Consider the following 19,995-nt stretch of genomic DNA (forward strand, 5'->3'; position numbering starts at 1 on the left):
AACAGAATAAACAGAAAAATAAAGTTATAAATATTGCCTCTTCGATATGAAGAGGCAATATTTATTAATAGTTATTATCGCTACCAAAGAAATCTTTGAACGATTGAATTGTTGTATCACGGTTTAATGCCGCAATTGAAGTTGTTAAAGGAATACCCTTCGGACATGATTGCACACAGTTTTGAGAGTTACCACAGTTTGCTAGTCCTCCATCTCCCATAATTGCACGTAAGCGATCTGCTTTATGCATTTCACCCGTTGGATGTGAGTTGAATAAGCGAGCTTGTGATAACGGTGCTGGTCCAATAAAGTCAGACTTACTGTTTACGTTTGGACATGATTCTAAGCAAACACCACATGTCATGCATTTTGAAAGCTCATAAGCCCATTGACGCTTTTTCTCAGGCATTCTTGGCCCTGGACCTAGGTCATACGTACCATCAATTGGAATCCACGCTTTAACGCGTTTTAGAGCATTAAACATGCGACTACGATCAACTTGCAAGTCACGTACAACCGGGAATGTCTTCATCGGTTTTAAGCGAATTGGTTGCTCTAATTGATCGATAAGTGCCGTACATGATTGACGTGGTTTTCCGTTAATCACCATCGAACATGCACCACATACTTCCTCTAAGCAGTTCATATCCCATGCAATCGGAGTTGTTTGGTTCCCTTTTGAATCAACAGGATTACGACGGATTTCCATAAGTGCTGAGATAATATTCATATTCGGACGATATGGAATTTCAAACTCTTGGTCAAACGCTTGCGCATCTGGCCCGTCTTGTCTCGTAATGATGAGGCGGATTGTTTTCTCAGACATGTTGTTTATCCCCCTTCTCTTCACCCTTAGCAGCTACATCGTGTTTTGAAGAATAATCACGTTTACGTGGTTTAATTAACGAAATATCAACGTCCTCGTAATGGAATGCTGGTGCATTTCCTTCTCCCTCAAATTTTGCCATCGTAGTTTTTAAGAAGTTTGCATCATCACGATTTGGGAATTCAGGTTTGTAATGCGCCCCACGGCTCTCATTACGGTTATATGCGCCAATTGTAATAACACGTGCTAACTCAAACATATTTGCAAGTTGGCGTGTAAATGAAGCACCTTGGTTACTCCATCTTGCTGTATCGTTAATGTTAATACGTTTGTAACGAGCCATTAATTCTTCAATTTTCGCATCTGTTTCTAATAATTTTTTATTTTCACGAACTACTGTAACGTTATCTGTCATCCATTCTCCAAGCTCTTTATGAAGAACATACGCATTTTCGTTACCATCCATCGTTAAAATATTGTTAAATTTCTCTGTTTCGATTAATTCATTTTGCTCATATACAGTAGATGAAACAGCATCAGATGATTTAGAAAGACCTTTCATATACTCAATTGCGTTTGGTCCTGCTACCATACCACCATAAATTGCTGATAATAGTGAGTTTGCACCAAGACGGTTACCACCGTGCATAGAATAATCACACTCACCTGCTGCAAATAAACCTGGAATATTTGTCATCTGTTTATAATCAACCCATAGTCCGCCCATTGAATAGTGAACAGCTGGGAAGATTTTCATCGGTAGTTTACGAGGATCATCCCCTGTAAATTTCTCATAGATTTCAATAATTCCACCTAGTTTAATATCTAGTTCTTTTGGATCTTTATGAGAAAGATCTAAGTACACCATGTTTTCACCGTTAATACCTAGTTTTTGCTCTACGCAAACATCAAAGATTTCACGCGTTGCGATGTCACGAGGTACAAGGTTTCCGTAAGCCGGATATTTTTCTTCTAAGAAGTACCATGGTTTACCATCTTTATATGTCCAAACACGTCCACCTTCACCACGTGCAGATTCACTCATAAGACGTAATTTATCGTCTCCAGGAATTGCCGTTGGGTGAATTTGAATGAACTCACCGTTTGCATAATATGCGCCTTGTTGATATACAGCAGAAGCTGCTGTACCTGTATTGATAATGGAGTTTGTTGATTTTCCGAAAATGATACCAGGGCCCCCTGTTGCCATAATCACGGCATCTGCTCCGAAACTTCTAATCTCCATAGTTTGTAAGTCTTGTGCAACGATTCCTCGGCACACACCTTCATCATCAACAACAGCTCGTAAGAAATCCCAACCTTCATATTTCGTTACAAGTCCTGCTACTTCGTGACGACGTACTTGCTCATCTAATGCGTAAAGTAATTGCTGTCCAGTTGTTGCACCAGCAAATGCTGTACGGTGATGTTGCGTTCCACCAAATCGACGGAAATCAAGAAGTCCTTCTTCCGTACGGTTGAACATAACACCCATACGGTCCATTAAATGAATGATACCAGGTGCTGCTTCACACATTGCTTTAACTGGTGGTTGGTTCGCTAAGAAGTCCCCACCATAAATTGTATCGTCAAAGTGGATCCATGGAGAATCCCCTTCACCTTTCGTATTTACGGCACCGTTAATTCCGCCCTGAGCACATACAGAATGTGAACGTTTTACTGGTACTAAAGAAAACAGTTCAACATTTACTCCTGCTTCTGCCGCTTTAATCGTTGCCATTAAGCCAGCCAAGCCACCGCCGACTACTATAAGTTTCCCTTTCATGCTCTCCCACTCCTTACTGGTTTGCTAGCTGTGGATCGATGAACGCTAATAATGCACTCACACCTACATAAGATAAACCTAAGAAAATAGCTAATGTTACATAAGTAGAGATTCTTTGTGAACGTGGAGATACTGTAATTCCCCAGCTGATGCAGAATGTCCATAGTCCATTTGCAAAGTGGAAAATTGTTGAAACAACACCAACTAAGTAGAATGCAAACATAGCTGGATTGTTTAAAATATCTGCCATCATATCATAGTTTACCTCTTTACCTAACATTGCTTGAATACGAGTTTCCCAGACGTGCCAAGAAATGAAGATCAGCGTAACGATACCTGAAATTCTTTGGAAAACGAACATCCAGTTACGGAAATAACCGTAAGAAACCGCATTGTTCTTAGCTGTAAATGCAATATATAAGCCATATATAGCATGGTACAGTATCGGTAAAAAGATGATGAAAATTTCTAGCGCATACCGGAATGGAAGGAGCTCCATAAAGCCTGCAGCTTTGTTAAAAGCCTCTGCTCCTCGTGTTGCAAAGTTGTTTACAGTTAAATGTTGCGTCAAAAAGACACCAACCGGGATGACCCCCATTAATGAGTGCCACTTACGAAACGTATACTCGCGGCCTTTCATGTCCCCATTACCCCCCTTGAATGTTTGACTGCTGTTTTCAGATTAGTTTATGACAATAATGTTTTTTCACTATTGGCATAAGAAAAACTGAAAAAATTATTCGAAATATTTCAGCATAATTTGATACCAAGTTCATTTTACTCCTATTTTTGTCGAAGCGTCAAGAAAACGTATACATAATTTGCATATAATTTGCCAATTCTTTTTTTCTTCTTATATATTCAGATTTTCCTAAAGAAAAATCTGTTTTTATAAATGTGAAATGTTATATAATAATCCCTATAGAAAGAGGGGAATATTGTGAGTAAAAATACAATCGATACAACATCTTTAGAAGATGTTTCATTGAACGCCTTCGCTTATGAATTGCTACGTGAAGAATTACTACCTGATTTAATCGGCAACGATTTAGATGGTATTTTATACTGGTCTGGTAGAAACCTTGCAAGAAAATATCCGCTAGAAACAATTGAAGAAGTCATTCAGTTCTTTGAAAAGGCTGGCTGGGGCACTTTAAGCATTGTTGAACATAAGCGTCGTGAAATGCAGTTCCAACTTAAAGGCACACTCATCGCAGAACGTCAAAAACAAAAACGACATTCTTCTTATCAACTAGAAGCCGGATTCATCGCTGAACAAATCCAAAAGCAACGGAACGTCGTTGCAGAGTCATACGAAGAAAAGAAAAAACGTTCTGACTCTATTACATTTCTTGTAAAATGGGATATAAAAGATCTCATTGAAGTGTAAGCATTACCTACAGTCAACTAGACATATCAGTTTAGTTGACTTTTTTGTATTTTCATTCAGATACGTTTATTTTAAATCTTCAGAAATTATACCAAAAAACAGAAGACGTTGTAAACTACAACGTCTTCTTATCTGTTAAATACGTATAAATCGTCTCCGCGACATTTTTCGGCATACCCGCTTCGACAAATTCCTCTATAGAAGCTTCTTTCATCTTCTTTAATGAACCAAAATGTTTTAACAATACCTTTTTCCGTTTATCACCGATTCCTGGAATATCATCCAATGCTGATTGAATGACAGATTTCCCGTGTAATTGACGATGGAATGTAATCGCAAATCGATGCACCTCATCTTGAATACGCTGCAACAAATAAAATTCTTGACTATTTCTCTCAAGTATCACAGGTTCCGGTGGATCCCCAATAATTAAATGGGAGGTTTTATGTTTATCATCTTTTACAAGACCTGCCATCGGAATATATAATCCGAGCTCATTCTCTAAAATATCACTTGCAGCCGCTAGATGGCCTTTTCCTCCATCAATAATAATCAAATCAGGTAAAGGTGAATTTTCTTTAAGCGCCCTTGTATAACGGCGCCTCACAACTTCTCTCATAGACTCATAATCATCTGGTCCTTGAACCGTTTTAATTTTATATTTTCGATACTCTTTCTTCGCCGGTTTCCCATCGATAAAAGCAATCATTGCAGAAACGGGATTTGTTCCTTGAATATTTGAGTTATCAAACGCTTCAATACGATATGGCGTTTCAATCCCAAGCTGCTTCCCTAAATGATCTACCGCTTTAATCGTTCGTTCTTCATCACGTTCAATTAAGTAAAACTTCTCTTCAAGAGCAATCTTCGCATTTTTATTTGCCAATTCTACAAGGTCTTTTTTCTTACCACGTTTCGGCTGCGTCGCTTCCACTTCTAAAAAGCGCTCTACTAATTCCGAGTCTATACTTCCTGGAACGACAATTTCCTTCGGCTTAAAATGACTACTGTTTTCATAAAATTGGCCGATAAACGTTAAAAAACCCTCTTCTGGTTCATCGTAAATTGGAAACATAGAAACATCACGTTCAATTAGCTTTCCTTTTCGAACGAAGAAAACTTGAACACACATCCATCCTTTATCCACTGCATATCCAAACACATCACGATCCACTAAGTCACTCATAATCATCTTTTGCTTTTCCATAATCGCATCAATATGAGCAATTTGATCACGCAACTCTTTTGCACGTTCAAACTCTAGTTTCTCTGAGGCCTCATACATTTTTATTTCTAGTTCTGAACGAACTTCTTTATGTCCACCATTTAAAAACTTAATAATTTCATCTACAATTTCTTTATTTTGTTCTTCCGTCACTTCTTTCACACAAGGTGCTAAACATTGACCCATATGATAATACAAACAAACTTTATCTGGCATATTCGTGCATTTCCGAAGTGGATACATACGATCTAGCAGTTTTTTCGTTTCATGAGCAGATTGTGCATTTGGATAAGGACCAAAATATTTCCCTTTATCTTTTTTTACGTTTCGAGTAATGAGTAAGCGAGGTTGCTTCTCCGCTGTAATTTTAATAAAAGGATATGTTTTATCATCTTTTAATTGAATATTATATTTCGGATCATATTTTTTAATTAGATTTAACTCTAAAATAAGTGCTTCTAAATTCGAAGAAGTTACAATATATTCAAAATCAACAATTTCTCCTACAAGCCGCAGTGTTTTCCCATCATGTGAACCAGTAAAGTACGAGCGCACACGATTTTTAAGCACTTTTGCCTTTCCGACATATATAACCGTTCCTTGCTTATCTTTCATCAAATAACAACCAGGTTGATCTGGTAAAATAGCCAACTTCTCTTTCAAATGTTCGTGCACTCGTCTCCCTCCATTTCTACATACTTAGCATTTTTATTTTCCCTTGAAAACATACTATGCCCAAACACCCAACATACGTTCTTTTATTGTAACGGAAAGACTGTAAAAAAGAAAATAAAAAAAGCTACCAAATGGTAGCTTTTTTATTTTAGAAGTGTTTAGAAACTAATTCTACTAACGCTTCTTTCGGTTTGTAACCTAACGCTTGATCAACTACTTTACCGTCTTTTAATACGAAAAGAGCTGGAATGCTCATTACTTCGAATTGACGAGCAGTTTCTTGGTTTTCATCAACGTCTACTTTTACTACTTTTACTTTTTCGCCTAGTTCTGCATCGATTTCCTCTAATACAGGAGCGATCATTTTACAAGGTCCACACCAAGGTGCCCAGAAATCTAATAATACAACACCTTCGCTAGTTTCAGCTGCGAAGCTTTGGTCATTTGCGTTTACAATTGCCATTTTATTTCCTCCTTCAAGTATATTCTACCAAGAGTATATCATTAACTTATATACGTGGCGAATAATATGTATCGTTATGTATTGTAACAAAAAAATGTTCCTTTATACTATATAAAAATACGGATTAAATACTAAAAAGATGAGAGACAGGGGATCTCTCACCTTTTTCTATATATAGGGGTACTTCACTTGGAACTCAAGGGTACTAAAATCATGAATGTACTTTTAACTTTTTAAACTCTTCTGTTAAAAGAGGTACAACTTCGAATAAGTCACCGACAATACCGTAGTCAGCTACTTTAAAGATACTTGCTTCTGGATCTTTATTAATCGCAACGATTATTTTTGAGTTAGACATACCTGCTAAATGCTGAATCGCACCAGAAATACCACATGCAATGTATAAGTCTGGGGTAACAACTTTACCAGTTTGACCAATTTGTAATGAGTAATCACAGTATTCAGCGTCACAAGCACCACGAGATGCCCCAACAGCGCCACCTAGTACGTCAGCTAACTCTTTTAATGGTTTAAAGCCTTCTTCACTCTTCACACCGCGTCCACCAGCGATAATAACTTTCGCTTCAGAAAGATCCACACCTTCTGCCGTTTTACGGACAACATCTTGAATGATTGTACGTAAATCTTTCACATCAACTGTAATAGAAGATACGTCACCGCTGCGAGACTCATCTTTTTCCAGAGTTGCAATGTTATTTGGACGCACTGTCGCAAATAACATGCCGTCTGTTACAATCTTCTTCTCGAATGCTTTACCAGAGTAAATTGGACGAGTGAAGATAACATTTCCACCTTCAACCTCTAAAGCAGTTACGTCAGAAATTAAACCAGCTTCAAGCTTCGCTGCTAATTTTGGTGATAAATCTTTGCCAAGTGCTGTATGTCCAAAGACAATACCTTCTGGATTTTCTTCAGCATGTACAGCTAAAAACGCTTGTGCATAACCATCAGATGTATATGATTTTAATTTATCATTTTCAACTGTCACAACGCGATCTGCACCGTAATGAATCAATTCATTTGCAAAAGAGGCAACGCTGTCTCCAATTAGAAGACCTACTACTTCACCGCCTTCTGCAATTGTTTTTGCTGCTGCTACCGCTTCAAAAGAAACGTTACGTAGCGATCCATCACGAACTTCACCCATTACTAATACTTTACGAGCCATAGATTTTCCCTCCTGCATATATAATTTCGTATTTTATTAGATTACTTTCGCTTCTGTATGGAGCAACGATACAAGTTCTTTTACTTGATCTTGCAGCTCGCCTTGTAACACTTTTCCTGCATCTTTCTTAGGAGGCAAATAGATTTCAATTGTTTTTGTCTTTGCTTCCACATCATCTTCTTCTAAATCTAAATCATCTAATTCTAATTCTTCTAGCGGCTTTTTCTTCGCTTTCATAATACCTGGAAGCGATGGATAACGCGGTTCATTTAAACCTTGCTGTGCTGTTACTAAAACTGGTAATGAAGTTGCAATCACTTCTGTATCACCTTCAACATCACGCTCAATCTTCACATTTGTACCGTCAATTTCAAGTTTTGTAATTGTCGTTACATACGGAATATTTAACGCTTCAGCTACGCGTGGTCCTACTTGTCCAGATGCACCATCAATTGCAACGTTTCCGCCTAAAATTAAATCTGCATCTTTATCTTTTAAATATTCAGCAAGCACTTTTGCTGTCGTGAACTGGTCACCATTTTCTACATCATCTTCAATATTAATTAATACAGCTTTATCACAGCCCATTGCTAATGCAGTACGAAGTTCTTTCTCACTATCTTCGCCACCGACTGTTACAACTGTAACTTCTCCACCTTGTGCGTCTCTTACTTGAATTGCTTCTTCAATTGCATATTCATCGTAAGGGTTGATGATGAATTCCGCTTCGCCATCGTAAATTGCACCGTTTTTAATTACGATTTTTTCTTCTGTATCAAATGTTCGTTTCATGAGTACGTAGATGTTCATTCCATTTACCCCCTTGTTTTTCAGAAAGATTCTATCAATTTTAATTTTCTGTTAATTTATATTAAAAAAATAATTGAACTACCTGCCACTAAATGAAGGTTTACGCTTTTCTAAAAATGCAGCTACACCTTCTCTTCCATCTTCACTCGTAAATACTTCACCAAAAATCTGTGATTCACGTTGTACACCTTCATAGTAATGAGACGATTTTGTCGTTTGCAATAACTCTAGTACAGCACGAGTTGTTGCTGGACTTTTTCCAGCAATTTGTTTTGCAACTTTAAGCGTATCATCTAAAAGAGATTCTTCAGAGAACAATCCGTTAACAAGTCCCCACTTTAATGCTTCTGCACCAGTAATTGGTGTACTTGTTAACATCATTTCACAAGCTTTCGCTTTCCCAACATAACGTGGTAAGCGCTGTGTACCTGCAAAGCCAGGAATTAATCCAAGTGTTAATTCAGGTAAACCAAGTTTTGCACTTTCAGTTGCAAAGCGCATGTGGCAAGACATAGCAAACTCAAGGCCGCCGCCCAGTGCCGCTCCATGAATTGCCGCAATAACTGGTTTTGAACATTTTTCAACACGCTCAAACGTAACTTGTCCAAGCTGTGCTAATTCTGTTGCTTGCTTCGCTTCAGTAACAGATGTAAATTCTTTAATATCTGCTCCCGCTGAGAAGAAACGTCCTTCACCATGAATAACAACAACACGAATGTTATCATCCTTTTCCACTTGATCAATTAATTCAGTAACGTCATGCATAACTTGTGAAGACATCGCATTCGCTGGTGCGTGATTTAACGTCGCCACCGCGATATGATCTTCAACTCTTACAGATAGGAATTTCAACATGATCCCTCCCATTATTGACGATAACCACAAGCTGCAATAAGTAGCCCGTGTACCGTTTTTGAAAGTGCGACCAGATCATACTTATGATCGCTCATTACCCAATTGGTCACAACTTCATCCACTGTTCCAAAGATCATTTGTCTTGCCACGCGAACATTTAAATCTGCTTGAAATTCACCTTGTTTTATACCAGTCTCTAAAATCTCATCCATAACTTGTAAGTAGCCTTTTAATACTTCATTTATTTTAAGGCGCAAGTCTTGATTGGACTGCCTCAGCTCTAATTGCGTAACGATAGCAAGAGGATCATTTTGCGACAACAGCAAGAAGTGCGTTTCTACCAACATGAATAACTTCGATACAGCGCTTTCAATTCCTGCTGTTTTTTGACGAATTGTTTCGACAAATTCTCCCATCTTCTCTTGGAATAAGGATATTAATATATCTTCTTTATTTTTAAAATATAAATAAATCGTGCCATCAGCTACCCCAGCTTGCTTTGCGATTTTAGAAACTTGCGCTTGGTGGTACCCATTCTCCGCAATCACAATGACTGCCGCATCAATAATTTGATTGTATTTCGGTCTATTTTTCTTCACTTTACTGTCCCCTTCAAGAAGATGACTGAATGAATAGTCATTCATATTCTTATAATACTGACTATTTAGAAAAGTGTCAATCCTATTTTTTCAAAAAGAAAGGGCCTTAGCCCGTTTGCTCATCCTCATTCTTTCTCTTCTCTTCATCTATTAGAACACGGCGCAAAATTTTCCCTACTGTCGTTTTCGGCAATTCATCTCTAAACTCATATACTTTCGGCACTTTATAAGCCGCTAAATATTTACGTGCAAACTGATTTAATTCTTCCTCAGAGCACTCCGTACCTTCTTTTAACACAACAAATGCTTTAACTGTCTCTCCTCGGTACGGATCTGGAACTCCAATTGTCACTACTTCTTGCACTTTTTCATGCTCATATAATACTTCTTCAACTTCACGAGGATACACATTAAATCCACTCGCGACAATCATATCTTTCTTGCGATCTTTTACATAGAAAAATCCATCTTCATCCATGTAGCCAACATCACCTGTATGGAGCCAGCCATCTTGCAATACAGCCGCTGTTTCCTCTGGCTTATTCCAGTATCCTTTCATAATTTGAGGACCTTTCACTACAATTTCCCCTATTTCTCCTGGCGGTAATGCCTCACCAGTCTCAAGTGACATAATGATTGCTTCTGTATCTGGCCACGGAACTCCAATGCTACCTGGCACTCGCTTTTCCCATAAAAAATTACTATGTGTAACTGGAGAGGATTCTGTTAAACCATATCCCTCTACTAGTTTACCACCTGTAACTGTTTCGAACTTTTCCTGTACTTCTACTGGCAGTGGTGCTGATCCACTAATACAAGCACGAATAGAAGAAATATCGTATTCTTTTAAAAGTGGGCTATTTAAAAGAGCGATATAAATAGTTGGTGCCCCTGGAAATAGTGTCACTTTATGCTTCTTAATCGCTTCAAAAACCATTTTCATATCAAACTTTGGAATAAGGACCATTTTGTATCCTTGCATAACACTCAAATTCATAACAGCCGTCATGCCGTACACGTGGAAAAATGGAAGAACCCCAAGAACGACTTCTTCTCCTTCTTTGCAATTATATAACCATTGAACTCCCATTAACGTGTTAGAGACGAGGTTTTTATGCGTTAACATAACGCCTTTCGGAAATCCGGTTGTTCCTCCTGTGTACTGTAAAAGAGCTAGATCATTTTCAGGATCACAAGGCTCCTCAACATCCGTATTCACTTCTTTTTCTACTGAATTCCAAAGATGAATCGTTTCACTCTCTGATACTTTCACAACTAAATTTGACTGTTTTTTCTGCACAAATGGATACAATAGATTTTTAGGGAATGGTAAAAAGTCCGCAATACGAGTTACGATAATATGCTCAATTTTTGTAGCAGATTGAACATTCGTTACTCTTGGAAACACTAAATCGAGACAAAGAATTACTTTTGCTCCCGAGTCATGAAGCTGATATTCTAATTCTCTCTCTGTATACAGTGGATTTGTTTGTACTACGATACCTCCCGCAAGTAATGTGCCGTAATAACCAATTACAGCTTGCGGACAATTCGGCAACATAATAGCAACTCGATCACCCTTTTCCACACCGAGCTTTTGAAGATAATTTGCAAACCTCTTCACCTTATCATGGAAGTCCGAAAACGTAATATCCTTCCCTAAAAAGTGAAGCGCTTTCTTTTCTGGGTAGCGAGAAGCCATCTGTTCTACATATCTATGAAGCGGCTGAATATCATAAGAAATCGTACTCGGAATTTCCTCTGGATAACTTTTCAACCATGGTTTTTCCACCTTCATTCCCCCTTCAAATACATAAAAATAAATGAATGTTCATTCATGATGGTTATTTTCATTATATTATAGTCACCATAGCGTTACAATCATAATATTCTGACTTTTGTATAACTATGCTTTACTTCATTAACTTCTTATTATATGTAGAAACTCTCTTAATCTTAAAAGAGTAAGAGAGTTATAGTTTAACTTAATCTTATTATCGTTAACACTGCTCCTGGAGTAGTTGTTGATAATGTTGCGACAGCTAACAAACCAAATAATTGCAAGCTAATAGCATCTCCTGCTGCGAGAGTTGTAATGATTGTTGCACTAAATGATGTGGTTGCTACCGCAGGAGCATTAATCGTCCCAGCAAGTGCCCCTCCATTAATTGTAATCCGTGAACTGACTAATAATGAAGCCGTTATATTAATTGTATATGAAATATAATAATTACCAGCATTTGCAACCGTAAATACTGTGTTTCCACCAGAAACAGTAATTCCTGGACCGATGTTTTGATTATTTGGAAGCGGGACATTCGTTCCACCAAGAACTACAGATATCGCTGTTCCCGACGTATTATTTGCAAATGCATATGTCGCCGTGATACTTGTACCTGTTGCTCCGGTTGGACCTGTTGAACCCGTTGATCCTGTTGCTCCCGTCGGACCGGTTGATCCTGTTGAACCCGTTGGACCTGTTGATCCCGTCGATCCTGTTGGACCTGTTGCTCCCGTCGGACCTGTTGATCCTGTCGATCCTGTTGGACCTGTTGATCCCGTTGGACCTGTTGATCCCGTCGGACCTGTTGATCCTGTTGAACCCGTTGGACCTGTTGCTCCCGTCGCTCCTGTTGGACCTGTTGAACCCGTTGGACCTGTTGCTCCCGTCGGACCTGTTGCTCCCGTTGGACCTGTTGAACCGGTTGAACCCGTTGCTCCCGTTGGACCTGTTGCTCCTGTTGAACCTGTCACTCCTGTTGAACCTGTCGCTCCCGTCGGACCGGTTGAACCCGTTGCTCCTGTTGAACCTGTCACTCCTGTTGAACCTGTCGCTCCCGTCGGACCGGTTGAACCTGTTGCTCCTGTTGAACCTGTCGCTCCTGTTGGACCTGTTGAACCGGTTGAACCCGTCGGACCTGTTGAACCCGTTGGACCTGTTGCTCCCGTCGGACCTGTTGCTCCCGTCGGACCTGTTGCTCCCGTTGGACCTGTTACTCCCGTTATTCCTGTTACTCCCGTTATTCCTGTTGCTCCCGTCGGACCTGTTACTCCCGTTATTCCTGTCGCTCCCGTTGGGCCTGTTGCTCCCGTTGATCCTGTTGAACCTGTTGATCCTGTTGCTCCGGTTGGACCTGTTGCTCCTGTTGCTCCCGTCGGACCTGTTGAACCCGTCGGACCTGTTGCTCCTGTTGAACCCGTTGATCCTGTTGCTCCCGTTGCTCCCGTCGGACCTGTTGAACCTGTCGCTCCGGTTGGACCTGTTGAACCCGTTGATCCTGTTGAACCGGTTGCTCCCGTTGGACCTGTTGAACCCGTTGGACCTGTTGGACCTGTTGCTCCTGTTGCTCCCGTTGCTCCGGTTGGACCTGTTGCTCCCGTCGCTCCTGTTGGACCTGTTGAACCCGTCGGACCTGTTGCTCCTGTTGAACCCGTTGAACCCGTTGATCCCGTTGGACCTGTTGCTCCCGTCGGACCGGTTGAACCTGTCGCTCCGGTTGGACCTGTTGAACCCGTTGATCCTGTTGAACCGGTTGCTCCCGTTGGACCTGTTGAACCCATTGGACCTGTTGGACCTGTTGGACCAAGCTTAGGGACTGTCCCATCACAACTAAAACAACACGAATCAACATGTACACCATTTTGATTATTACAACTACAATATCCATTTGTATTATTGAGCCATGAAGACATGTTGATTCCTTCCTTCAAATTCAATCTTATAAGTACAAGTAAGAAATTAAAAAACATTTATCAAATCAGACCGAAAGCTTTATTCAGTGGAGATAAATATAGATTTATCCCGTACATTCTAATAATTATTACATGCGATACTATCTCCTTTTGCTTGTACTTTCGCCTCTCTAGTTAAATGAAATTCCTTTTCTAAATTCTTCATACACATATGGATTTTAATCTTACATAACGATATTCGTATAATTCGTTATTTTTCAGCAAAATTTTAAAAATATAATTACGAATAAAAAACTTATTTTGGGAAAGAAGATGAAGAAAATTCTTAGTATTTTCATGGTTGTTCTTCTATTCGCTGTTGAATGCGGACAGCAAAAAAGAGGAGAAAAAGGTAACAACGATAGAAGATAAAAAGCAAACTATAACAATTAAACATACTGAAGGGGAAACAAAATTAGATAAACCGGCGAAAAAAGTTGCTATACTTGGAACACCTTATTTCTTATGGTTGATGAGGAAAAGTGGGAAGAAAGTTAATTAAAAGACGACTTCATATATGTGAAGCCGTCTTTTCCTATTATGGCAGAAAATTAATATAGGCTTTGTACATAATATATATAACAAGTGAATACATGATTATATTGAATACACTTCGTTTTAAAGTTAACTTTCTCTTTAATTTCTTATCTTGTAATCTCAATTCTATTCCATTTGCTATTTTCAACCTACCTACTATTTGAAATAACTCTCTGTAATCATCAGCATTTCCCAATAATACGTATTCCTTATCATTTTTATACTTTATATGCAGAAACTCGCTTCCACCTTTACGGTCTAATATTGTTTTCATATTGTAGCAATGCTTAATTAATTATTTCTTGTGGAACAGGGATTATATTATCTCTCACGAATTTAATCTATGAACAAAAATAGGAGGGATAACTATGTACCAAACAATTGAAGGCTTTTTACAATCATGGACATACGAGGCTGAGTCTACTCAGAAAATGCTTGATTCATTAACCGATGCATCTTTATCACAGGAAATTGCACCTGGGCACTGGACGTTAGGAAGAATTGCTTGGCACATCGTGACGGCAGTTCCTGTGATACTATCTGGCACAGGGCTAAAGTTTGAAGGAGAAACGAAAGATTATCCTGTTCCAACTTCTGCAAAAACAATTGCAGATGAATACCGTAAAGTAAACGCGGCTTTTGTTGAAACACTTCAAAGTAAATGGACTGATAAAGACTTAGCTACTATTAATGACTTCTTTGGTCGCCCTATGCCGAATTCTATATTTTTAATGACACTCATTAATCATCAAAATCACCACCGCGGACAAATGACGGTTTTAATGCGACAAGCTGGCTTAACAGTTCCTGGCGTATATGGCCCCGCAAAAGAAGAATGGGCTGCGGCTGGAATGGAAGCTCCTAAAATGTAACGACAAAAAAGACAAGATGTTTACACATCTTGTCTTTTTCTGTAACTTGTTTCATGTGAAACTATTTTTTGTTAATAGTTGTTTTATGGAAAAGATAGGTTAAAATGAATACATACTATGAAGAGGAGTAACCAAATTGAATACAAAGAATAAAAAAATAGCTATGGGCACTATTTTATTAACTTCTATTATTGGAGTTATTAGTGTATCTCTTTATTTCACCTATTATGGTACCCCTTGGGGAAAACAAGCAGCAATTACGGAATCAAAAGAATATATTACAAAATACTTCGATTTAGATGCGGAAGTCAAAAATACTTCTTACGATGCTAAAATGAATAGCTATGCAATCTCCTTTGAAACAAGTGGAGACGGAGAGTTTACTATCGAATATAAAAGTCCTAATAACTTTAACATTTCTCCAGGAGTGCAAAAGTATTTAAGCACACACTCTAAATTTACAGAGTAGTACCGAAACATACATATACAAAAAAGAGTTGGTGTAACGCCAACTCTTTTTCTTATTCTTTTCATACAGTTATATCTTCCTTCTCTATATTTTTAATTCCGTAATATGCAATCACAGCTCCAATTGCTGCGAGTGCTAGTTGAAGGGGAAGTAAAGTTGCTGTAGGAAACTCTGGGTTGGTATTCATTGCAATTGAGACAACGATAAGAGATGAAACAATTGTAGTTGGCACTGAACGTTTACGCATTCCGAAATATAATGGGATTAAACTCATCCCCGCAGTTGCAATGGCTAAAGGAACTAGTTTTATTCCTTCTTGCACCAATTGATCTACTGTGAATGAATGAGGAATAATTGAAAAACAACTATCTATCCCAAAGAAAATTCCTACTACTAAAATGTTAGATACAATAACTGTTATAAATGTTACTATCGCTGTAATAGCCAACTTACTAGCCATCATTTTCTTTCGATTAATGGGATAAGAAAACATGAGTAGTATTGTTTTATTTTTATATTCGTCAATTATTAACCTTGCTATTAATACACTACCAAAAATAATAAATGTTGCTCTTACTACTGTACTAGCCATTAACAAAATCATCTGCGGATCTCTTATTTCTGGATCTCCTTCTATTTGTGCAATGAAACTAACAAAGATTAATAATGCCAGTATAATAATATTTGCAATAACTGCTCCCCTCACATACCATCCAAACTTAAACTTCTTCAATTCTAACTTCATAAGACGTAGCATGATATTCCTCCTTCCTCCTTGGACTTAATCAATATAAATGACTCCTGTTTCACTTAAAATCTTCGCTTCATTTTTTGCATCACCAATCGTTCCTACTTTTATTTTGTCTGTATTTTTATCTTTCTTAAGTCCTTTTAAATCCACTATTACGTCAGCCGAATTACTTTTAGCCATAAGCTTCAATGATGCAGGGACACCTTTATACCGTACGCCAATATCACCTGATTTTGTTTCTATAAATAATGATTTTCCTTCTGTCATATCTTTCAGTAATACTTCCCCAGATGTTGATGTGATGTTCATATTTGAGTTACTTACATTTGTTATATAGTTATCACCAGTCGTAGACTTTATATTTAATTCTTGTACTGAACTACCTTTTAAAACTAACTCTCCACTTTGCGATATAAATTCACCTTTCTCGGCTGATAGTCCTGTAATCATTTCATCTCCAGACTTGCCTTTTGTCATGATATTTTTTACTACTATATCTCTTATTTTCACATCACCCGATTTATTATTTACTACAATTTTATCTATTTCTTTCTTCGGAATAGCTATAGATATACTATTTTTCTTCCTAAACGTGAAACCATTAAAAAATCTGTTCATCTTTTGTTTTTGCTTAATCACAATTTTATTTTCATCATTTTCTATTTTGACAGGATCTATCTCTTTATCTGCTTGTTCACCTTGAGCGGAAATTACTATTTTATTAGCGTCTGTACTTTTAAATTCAAGATTCCAGTTTTCATTATCTACTTCTATTTCTTTTATATTATTTATCTCAAAAGACTTTTCTTTCTTAAAATCTTTCCCCTGAAATACCTTAATACCAAAAACTACACTAGCAATTGTAATGAATAATATTGCAATTACTATCATTTTTTTCACTATTCATACCCCAGTTCGTTTTTGTTTTAAGCTTGCTTCACGCCACATCGATCTTGTCGATTTTACGATATGAAAGATAACTGATGAAAATTCCTAATAAACAGAGCACTATTGGGATAGCTATAAAATTAAACAGACTTACTTGACCGTTTCCAGGACCAAAGTTACTACTAATTAGCATTCCGATTATTACTGCAGAAGTAATTGTTGTGGGTGTCGATTTCTTTCTCATCCCAAAAAATAAAGGAATTAAACTTATACCAGATATCATAAATGCACTTATAAAAGTAGTTGGAACGATAGATATTATTTCACCTATCGTAGCTGGTGTTTCAATCAGTCCCATCATTGGACTCACAAAATATACAAGCAAACTGATACTGAAAGTAGCGATAATCGTGCTCACAAAACAAAAACAAAAAACAATTGTTAATTTCGCTCTCATTAGCATTTTTCGTTGCAATGGGTACATAAATAGTAGTTGCATTGTTTTGTTCTTATACTCATCAATTACTAAACGTGATAAAATGACCGAACTAAAAATAATGAATGTTATCCTAATAAAAGTGTTTATTAAAACCATTTGTTGCGTGAAGTCAAAGAAGAGCACGTCTCCCTCGGCTTTCATTCCCAACGCCATAAGGCTTACTGCAGCGAAAATTGCTATAATACAAATTGCTACCCCTTTAAAGTAACTAGATAATTTATGTTTCTTCCATTCGAGCTTCATTAATCTAAGCATACAAACCACTCCTCCATTCTTTATATAACTGTCTTTACGCTGCTAACATTCTAATTCCAGCAGTAACGAAGCTTAACATTCCTATTACTATTAGAATTAACAACCATTTCCGCTCAGGTTTTCTATAATATAAAATCCCACTTATGAACATTACGATCAATCCACTTAGTAGATTCACTAACAATCCATTAAGCATGAATGCCCTCTCCATCCATTACATTTAAGAAATATTCTTCTAAGGAACTATGTTTCTTATTAATACTTTCAATTTCCACATCGTTCATAATAAGTGCTTTTGAAATGGCCTGCTGAGACGCTAACGTATCATACACACGAATCATGGTTCCACTCATTATTTTGTAGTTTTTTATACCAAGTTTATCTTCTAAAATATAAGCTGCACGTTTCACATCAGGAATAGTGATTTCAATGTACTCTGTTTGTTTTCCGTTAATACTCTTCATTGAAACTTCTTTTATTAGTTTTCCATTTTGAATCACACCAATTGTATCGGCCATTAGTTCCATTTCACCTAAAATATGACTAGAAACTAATAATGTAATGCCATATTCTTTGCAGAGCATTTTAAATAAGTCTCGTAACTCTTTAATACCAATTGGATCTAAACCGTTAATTGGTTCATCTAAAATGAGCAATTCTGGCTTTGTCACGATTGCTCTTGCAATACCGAGTCGTTGTTTCATTCCTAATGAAAAATCTTTTACTTTTTTATTATCTACCCCTTGTAGTTTCACTAAATGTAAAGCATGGTCAATTGCATTTTTATCGTAGTAGCCCATGTATTCACAATGTAGGTCTAAGTTTTCTTTCGCCGTTAATTTATCATAAAAGATTGGGTATTCAATAATTGTCCCCATTCTTTTTAATACTTCATAAGATGTATCTGTTAATTTCTCACCGAAGATTTCAATATCACCACTCGTCGGTTTTATTAAATTTGTAATCATTTTCATAATCGTTGTTTTACCAGCACCGTTTGGTCCTAAAAAACCGTAAATTTCTCCTTTTTTCACATGCATGTTAACACCGGAAATAACTTCTTTCCCTTTAAACACTTTCGTTAACTGGTTTGTTTTTAATATATATGTCATGTTACTTTCCCCTTTCGCAATACTCTATATTTCTATAATAGACAACGGAAATCTCTTTTTTCTTACCCGTTTCTTACAAATTCCTTACGCTGAAAAAAAGCTTGTAGAATCTACTGCTCTACAAGCTAAAACTGTATCTTTATTAATGCAATTGTAAAAATTGTTTTTTCATACGGTTTACTAGAAAGATGAATTTTTCCGTCCATCGCTTCCACAAGCCGTTTCGTAATCGTTAATCCTAGACCGCTTCCTTGGTACAATCTATTTCTTGAATCTTCAAGTGTGTACATACGCTCAAACACTTTATCAATATGAGATTCATCAATCCCTTTTCCTTTATCCCATACATCTATATACACGCCCGTGTCATCATCTCTTAACGTCATACCGAGTGCCTTTCCATCGTCTCCATATGTAATTGCATTTGATATTAAATTATTCAATACCCTACCTAATACTTCTACATTTCCAAGTGCATATATATTTCTTTCTGGTATATCAATATGAACCTGAAAACCTTTCGTCGTCACTAAATCATAAAATGATAAAATCTTCTCGCGGCAAACTTCATTCATATTTATTTTTGTCATTTCAATTGCTTTGTCACCAGATTCTAATTTCGCTAAATCAAAAAACTTATGAATTAATTCCATCACTTCTAGTGTTTTCGTATGCACTTTCTCAAGTAATATTTGTTGTTCTTCTTTATTTATCGTTTTATCCTTATTTAACATTTCTGTATATCCAAGAATAACTGTTAGTGGTGTTTTCAAGTCATGCGAAATATTTGAAAGCATTTTTCTCATCGAAATTTCTACTTTTGCATGATCTGCATTCGTTTTCTGTTTTGCATCTAATAATTGATTAATCGCCACTAATAATTTTTGCAATTCTAGATCATCTGTCATAACGAGTAACGTCTCACCTGTTTTTTCATTTACAATACTTTCTAACTTTTCATATGTGTATCGTAAATTTTTACTACTATTTTTTCTCATTTTATATTGCATATAAATAACACATAACAATATCAAAATAATACCTATTAACAAATTGATCATA

Annotated in this window: 20 protein-coding genes and 2 pseudogenes; 4 read left to right on the plus strand and 18 right to left on the minus strand. The window is 37.1% G+C overall.

Translation table 11 applies throughout. The annotated features are described in order from the left end of the window. Window positions 1–64 precede the first annotated feature (64 nt). The 3 genes from sdhB to sdhC are packed head-to-tail and all read right to left on the minus strand — an operon-like array spanning window position 65 to window position 3,252. On the minus strand, window positions 65–826 hold the full coding sequence (gene sdhB / locus BHV55_RS22550; protein WP_001291827.1) for a succinate dehydrogenase iron-sulfur subunit: 762 nt from the start codon (window positions 824–826) through the stop codon (window positions 65–67). Then, window positions 819–2,612 (minus strand): succinate dehydrogenase flavoprotein subunit, encoded by a 1,794-nt coding sequence (sdhA, locus tag BHV55_RS22555; RefSeq protein WP_000676750.1) that lies wholly within the window; start codon window positions 2,610–2,612, stop codon window positions 819–821. The genes sdhB and sdhA overlap by 8 nt, the downstream gene beginning before the upstream one ends. A 13-nt stretch (window positions 2,613–2,625) precedes the next feature. After that, window positions 2,626–3,252: a succinate dehydrogenase cytochrome B558 gene (gene sdhC / locus BHV55_RS22560; protein ID WP_070756971.1), complete on the minus strand. Its 627-nt coding sequence runs from the start codon at window positions 3,250–3,252 to the stop codon at window positions 2,626–2,628. A 300-nt stretch (window positions 3,253–3,552) separates the two neighbouring features. Here sdhC and BHV55_RS22565 point away from each other — a divergent pair, with 300 nt between their 5' ends. Beyond that, window positions 3,553–4,002 carry a YslB family protein gene (locus tag BHV55_RS22565; RefSeq protein ID WP_000042226.1) on the plus strand — a complete coding sequence of 150 codons (450 nt, stop codon included), beginning with the start codon at window positions 3,553–3,555 and terminating at the stop codon, window positions 4,000–4,002. A 115-nt stretch (window positions 4,003–4,117) separates the two neighbouring features. On the opposite strand, the gene uvrC is transcribed toward BHV55_RS22565, so the two are convergent. The 8 genes from uvrC to BHV55_RS27950 all read right to left on the minus strand — a co-directional run bounded on the left by uvrC (window position 4,118) and on the right by BHV55_RS27950 (window position 13,379). Next, window positions 4,118–5,902: an excinuclease ABC subunit C gene (gene uvrC / locus BHV55_RS22570; RefSeq protein ID WP_000544295.1), complete on the minus strand. Its 1,785-nt coding sequence runs from the start codon at window positions 5,900–5,902 to the stop codon at window positions 4,118–4,120. Between the two features lie 148 nt (window positions 5,903–6,050). Continuing rightward, entirely contained in the window at window positions 6,051–6,365 is a 315-nt protein-coding gene (gene trxA, locus BHV55_RS22575) for a thioredoxin (protein WP_001018943.1), read from the minus strand. 211 nt (window positions 6,366–6,576) lie between these two features. Then, window positions 6,577–7,554 carry an electron transfer flavoprotein subunit alpha gene (etfA, locus tag BHV55_RS22580; RefSeq protein ID WP_000101944.1) on the minus strand — a complete coding sequence of 326 codons (978 nt, stop codon included), beginning with the start codon at window positions 7,552–7,554 and terminating at the stop codon, window positions 6,577–6,579. Window positions 7,555–7,590: 36 nt separating this feature from the next. After that, the gene (gene etfB / locus BHV55_RS22585; RefSeq protein ID WP_001029028.1) at window positions 7,591–8,364 is read right to left on the minus strand and encodes an electron transfer flavoprotein subunit beta; all 774 of its coding nucleotides are present in this window, start codon (window positions 8,362–8,364) and stop codon (window positions 7,591–7,593) included. A 78-nt stretch (window positions 8,365–8,442) separates the two neighbouring features. Further along, window positions 8,443–9,219, minus strand: a complete 777-nt coding sequence (locus BHV55_RS22590; protein WP_000911292.1) for an enoyl-CoA hydratase — start codon at window positions 9,217–9,219, stop codon at window positions 8,443–8,445. Between the two features lie 11 nt (window positions 9,220–9,230). After that, window positions 9,231–9,818, minus strand: coding sequence for a fatty acid metabolism transcriptional regulator FadR (locus BHV55_RS22595; RefSeq protein WP_000742223.1), 588 nt, complete (start codon window positions 9,816–9,818; stop codon window positions 9,231–9,233). 106 nt (window positions 9,819–9,924) lie between these two features. Further along, on the minus strand, window positions 9,925–11,610 hold the full coding sequence (locus BHV55_RS22600) for a long-chain-fatty-acid--CoA ligase (RefSeq protein ID WP_000414742.1): 1,686 nt from the start codon (window positions 11,608–11,610) through the stop codon (window positions 9,925–9,927). Between the two features lie 188 nt (window positions 11,611–11,798). Next, window positions 11,799–13,379, minus strand: coding sequence for a BclA C-terminal domain-containing protein (locus BHV55_RS27950; RefSeq protein ID WP_481748197.1), 1,581 nt, complete (start codon window positions 13,377–13,379; stop codon window positions 11,799–11,801). Window positions 13,380–13,823: 444 nt separating this feature from the next. Between BHV55_RS27950 and BHV55_RS22610 the strand changes: the two are divergent. Further along, window positions 13,824–14,010 (plus strand): annotated as a pseudogene (locus tag BHV55_RS22610) (ABC transporter substrate-binding protein); the annotation flags it as partial. A 78-nt stretch (window positions 14,011–14,088) separates the two neighbouring features. Here the strand turns inward: BHV55_RS22610 and BHV55_RS22615 are convergent. Next, a pseudogene (locus BHV55_RS22615) lies at window positions 14,089–14,361 on the minus strand (septation ring formation regulator EzrA); the annotation flags it as partial. A gap of 94 nt (window positions 14,362–14,455) precedes the next feature. Here BHV55_RS22615 and BHV55_RS22620 point away from each other — a divergent pair. Then, window positions 14,456–14,959, plus strand: coding sequence for a DinB family protein (locus tag BHV55_RS22620; RefSeq protein ID WP_000284977.1), 504 nt, complete (start codon window positions 14,456–14,458; stop codon window positions 14,957–14,959). 136 nt (window positions 14,960–15,095) lie between these two features. Continuing rightward, a complete protein-coding gene (locus tag BHV55_RS22625) occupies window positions 15,096–15,428 on the plus strand; it encodes a YfjL-like protein (RefSeq protein ID WP_070756973.1) in 333 nt (110 codons plus the stop codon). A gap of 61 nt (window positions 15,429–15,489) precedes the next feature. On the opposite strand, the gene BHV55_RS22630 is transcribed toward BHV55_RS22625, so the two are convergent. The 6 genes from BHV55_RS22630 to BHV55_RS22655 form a co-directional block, all read right to left on the minus strand. Continuing rightward, window positions 15,490–16,185: an ABC transporter permease gene (locus BHV55_RS22630; protein WP_070756974.1), complete on the minus strand. Its 696-nt coding sequence runs from the start codon at window positions 16,183–16,185 to the stop codon at window positions 15,490–15,492. 24 nt (window positions 16,186–16,209) lie between these two features. After that, entirely contained in the window at window positions 16,210–17,079 is an 870-nt protein-coding gene (locus BHV55_RS22635; protein WP_070756975.1) for a DUF4097 family beta strand repeat-containing protein, read from the minus strand. Between the two features lie 37 nt (window positions 17,080–17,116). Next, window positions 17,117–17,821: an ABC transporter permease gene (locus tag BHV55_RS22640; RefSeq protein WP_000945211.1), complete on the minus strand. Its 705-nt coding sequence runs from the start codon at window positions 17,819–17,821 to the stop codon at window positions 17,117–17,119. Window positions 17,822–17,855: 34 nt separating this feature from the next. Next, window positions 17,856–18,017: a hypothetical protein gene (locus BHV55_RS22645; RefSeq protein ID WP_000931763.1), complete on the minus strand. Its 162-nt coding sequence runs from the start codon at window positions 18,015–18,017 to the stop codon at window positions 17,856–17,858. After that, window positions 18,010–18,933, minus strand: coding sequence for an ABC transporter ATP-binding protein (locus tag BHV55_RS22650; RefSeq protein ID WP_048568486.1), 924 nt, complete (start codon window positions 18,931–18,933; stop codon window positions 18,010–18,012). The genes BHV55_RS22645 and BHV55_RS22650 overlap by 8 nt, the downstream gene beginning before the upstream one ends. A 125-nt stretch (window positions 18,934–19,058) precedes the next feature. Then, entirely contained in the window at window positions 19,059–19,994 is a 936-nt protein-coding gene (locus BHV55_RS22655; protein WP_070756976.1) for a HAMP domain-containing histidine kinase, read from the minus strand. Window position 19,995 lies beyond the last annotated feature (1 nt).

It is taken from the genome of Bacillus sp. RZ2MS9 (genome assembly GCF_001816185.2).
In the GTDB taxonomy this organism is placed as follows: Bacteria; Bacillota; Bacilli; order Bacillales; family Bacillaceae_G; genus Bacillus_A; species Bacillus_A cereus.

Excerpts from the sequence above, each read along its gene's own strand:
- BHV55_RS22650 (WP_048568486.1), bottom strand. The coding sequence starts at position 18,933 with ATGACATATATATTAAAAACAAACCAGTTAACGAAAGTGTTTAAAGGG.
- sdhA (WP_000676750.1), bottom strand. The coding sequence starts at position 2,612 with ATGAAAGGGAAACTTATAGTAGTCGGCGGTGGCTTGGCTGGCTTAATG.
- BHV55_RS22620 (WP_000284977.1), top strand. The coding sequence starts at position 14,456 with ATGTACCAAACAATTGAAGGCTTTTTACAATCATGGACATACGAGGCT.
- BHV55_RS22655 (WP_070756976.1), bottom strand. The coding sequence starts at position 19,994 with ATGATCAATTTGTTAATAGGTATTATTTTGATATTGTTATGTGTTATT.
- sdhC (WP_070756971.1), bottom strand. The coding sequence starts at position 3,252 with ATGAAAGGCCGCGAGTATACGTTTCGTAAGTGGCACTCATTAATGGGG.
- BHV55_RS22630 (WP_070756974.1), bottom strand. The coding sequence starts at position 16,185 with ATGCTACGTCTTATGAAGTTAGAATTGAAGAAGTTTAAGTTTGGATGG.
- BHV55_RS22590 (WP_000911292.1), bottom strand. The coding sequence starts at position 9,219 with ATGTTGAAATTCCTATCTGTAAGAGTTGAAGATCATATCGCGGTGGCG.
- trxA (WP_001018943.1), bottom strand. The coding sequence starts at position 6,365 with ATGGCAATTGTAAACGCAAATGACCAAAGCTTCGCAGCTGAAACTAGC.
- BHV55_RS22640 (WP_000945211.1), bottom strand. The coding sequence starts at position 17,821 with ATGCTTAGATTAATGAAGCTCGAATGGAAGAAACATAAATTATCTAGT.
- BHV55_RS22645 (WP_000931763.1), bottom strand. The coding sequence starts at position 18,017 with ATGCTTAATGGATTGTTAGTGAATCTACTAAGTGGATTGATCGTAATG.
- etfA (WP_000101944.1), bottom strand. The coding sequence starts at position 7,554 with ATGGCTCGTAAAGTATTAGTAATGGGTGAAGTTCGTGATGGATCGCTA.
- sdhB (WP_001291827.1), bottom strand. The coding sequence starts at position 826 with ATGTCTGAGAAAACAATCCGCCTCATCATTACGAGACAAGACGGGCCA.
- BHV55_RS27950 (WP_481748197.1), bottom strand. The coding sequence starts at position 13,379 with ATGGGTTCAACAGGTCCAACGGGAGCAACCGGTTCAACAGGATCAACG.
- etfB (WP_001029028.1), bottom strand. The coding sequence starts at position 8,364 with ATGAACATCTACGTACTCATGAAACGAACATTTGATACAGAAGAAAAA.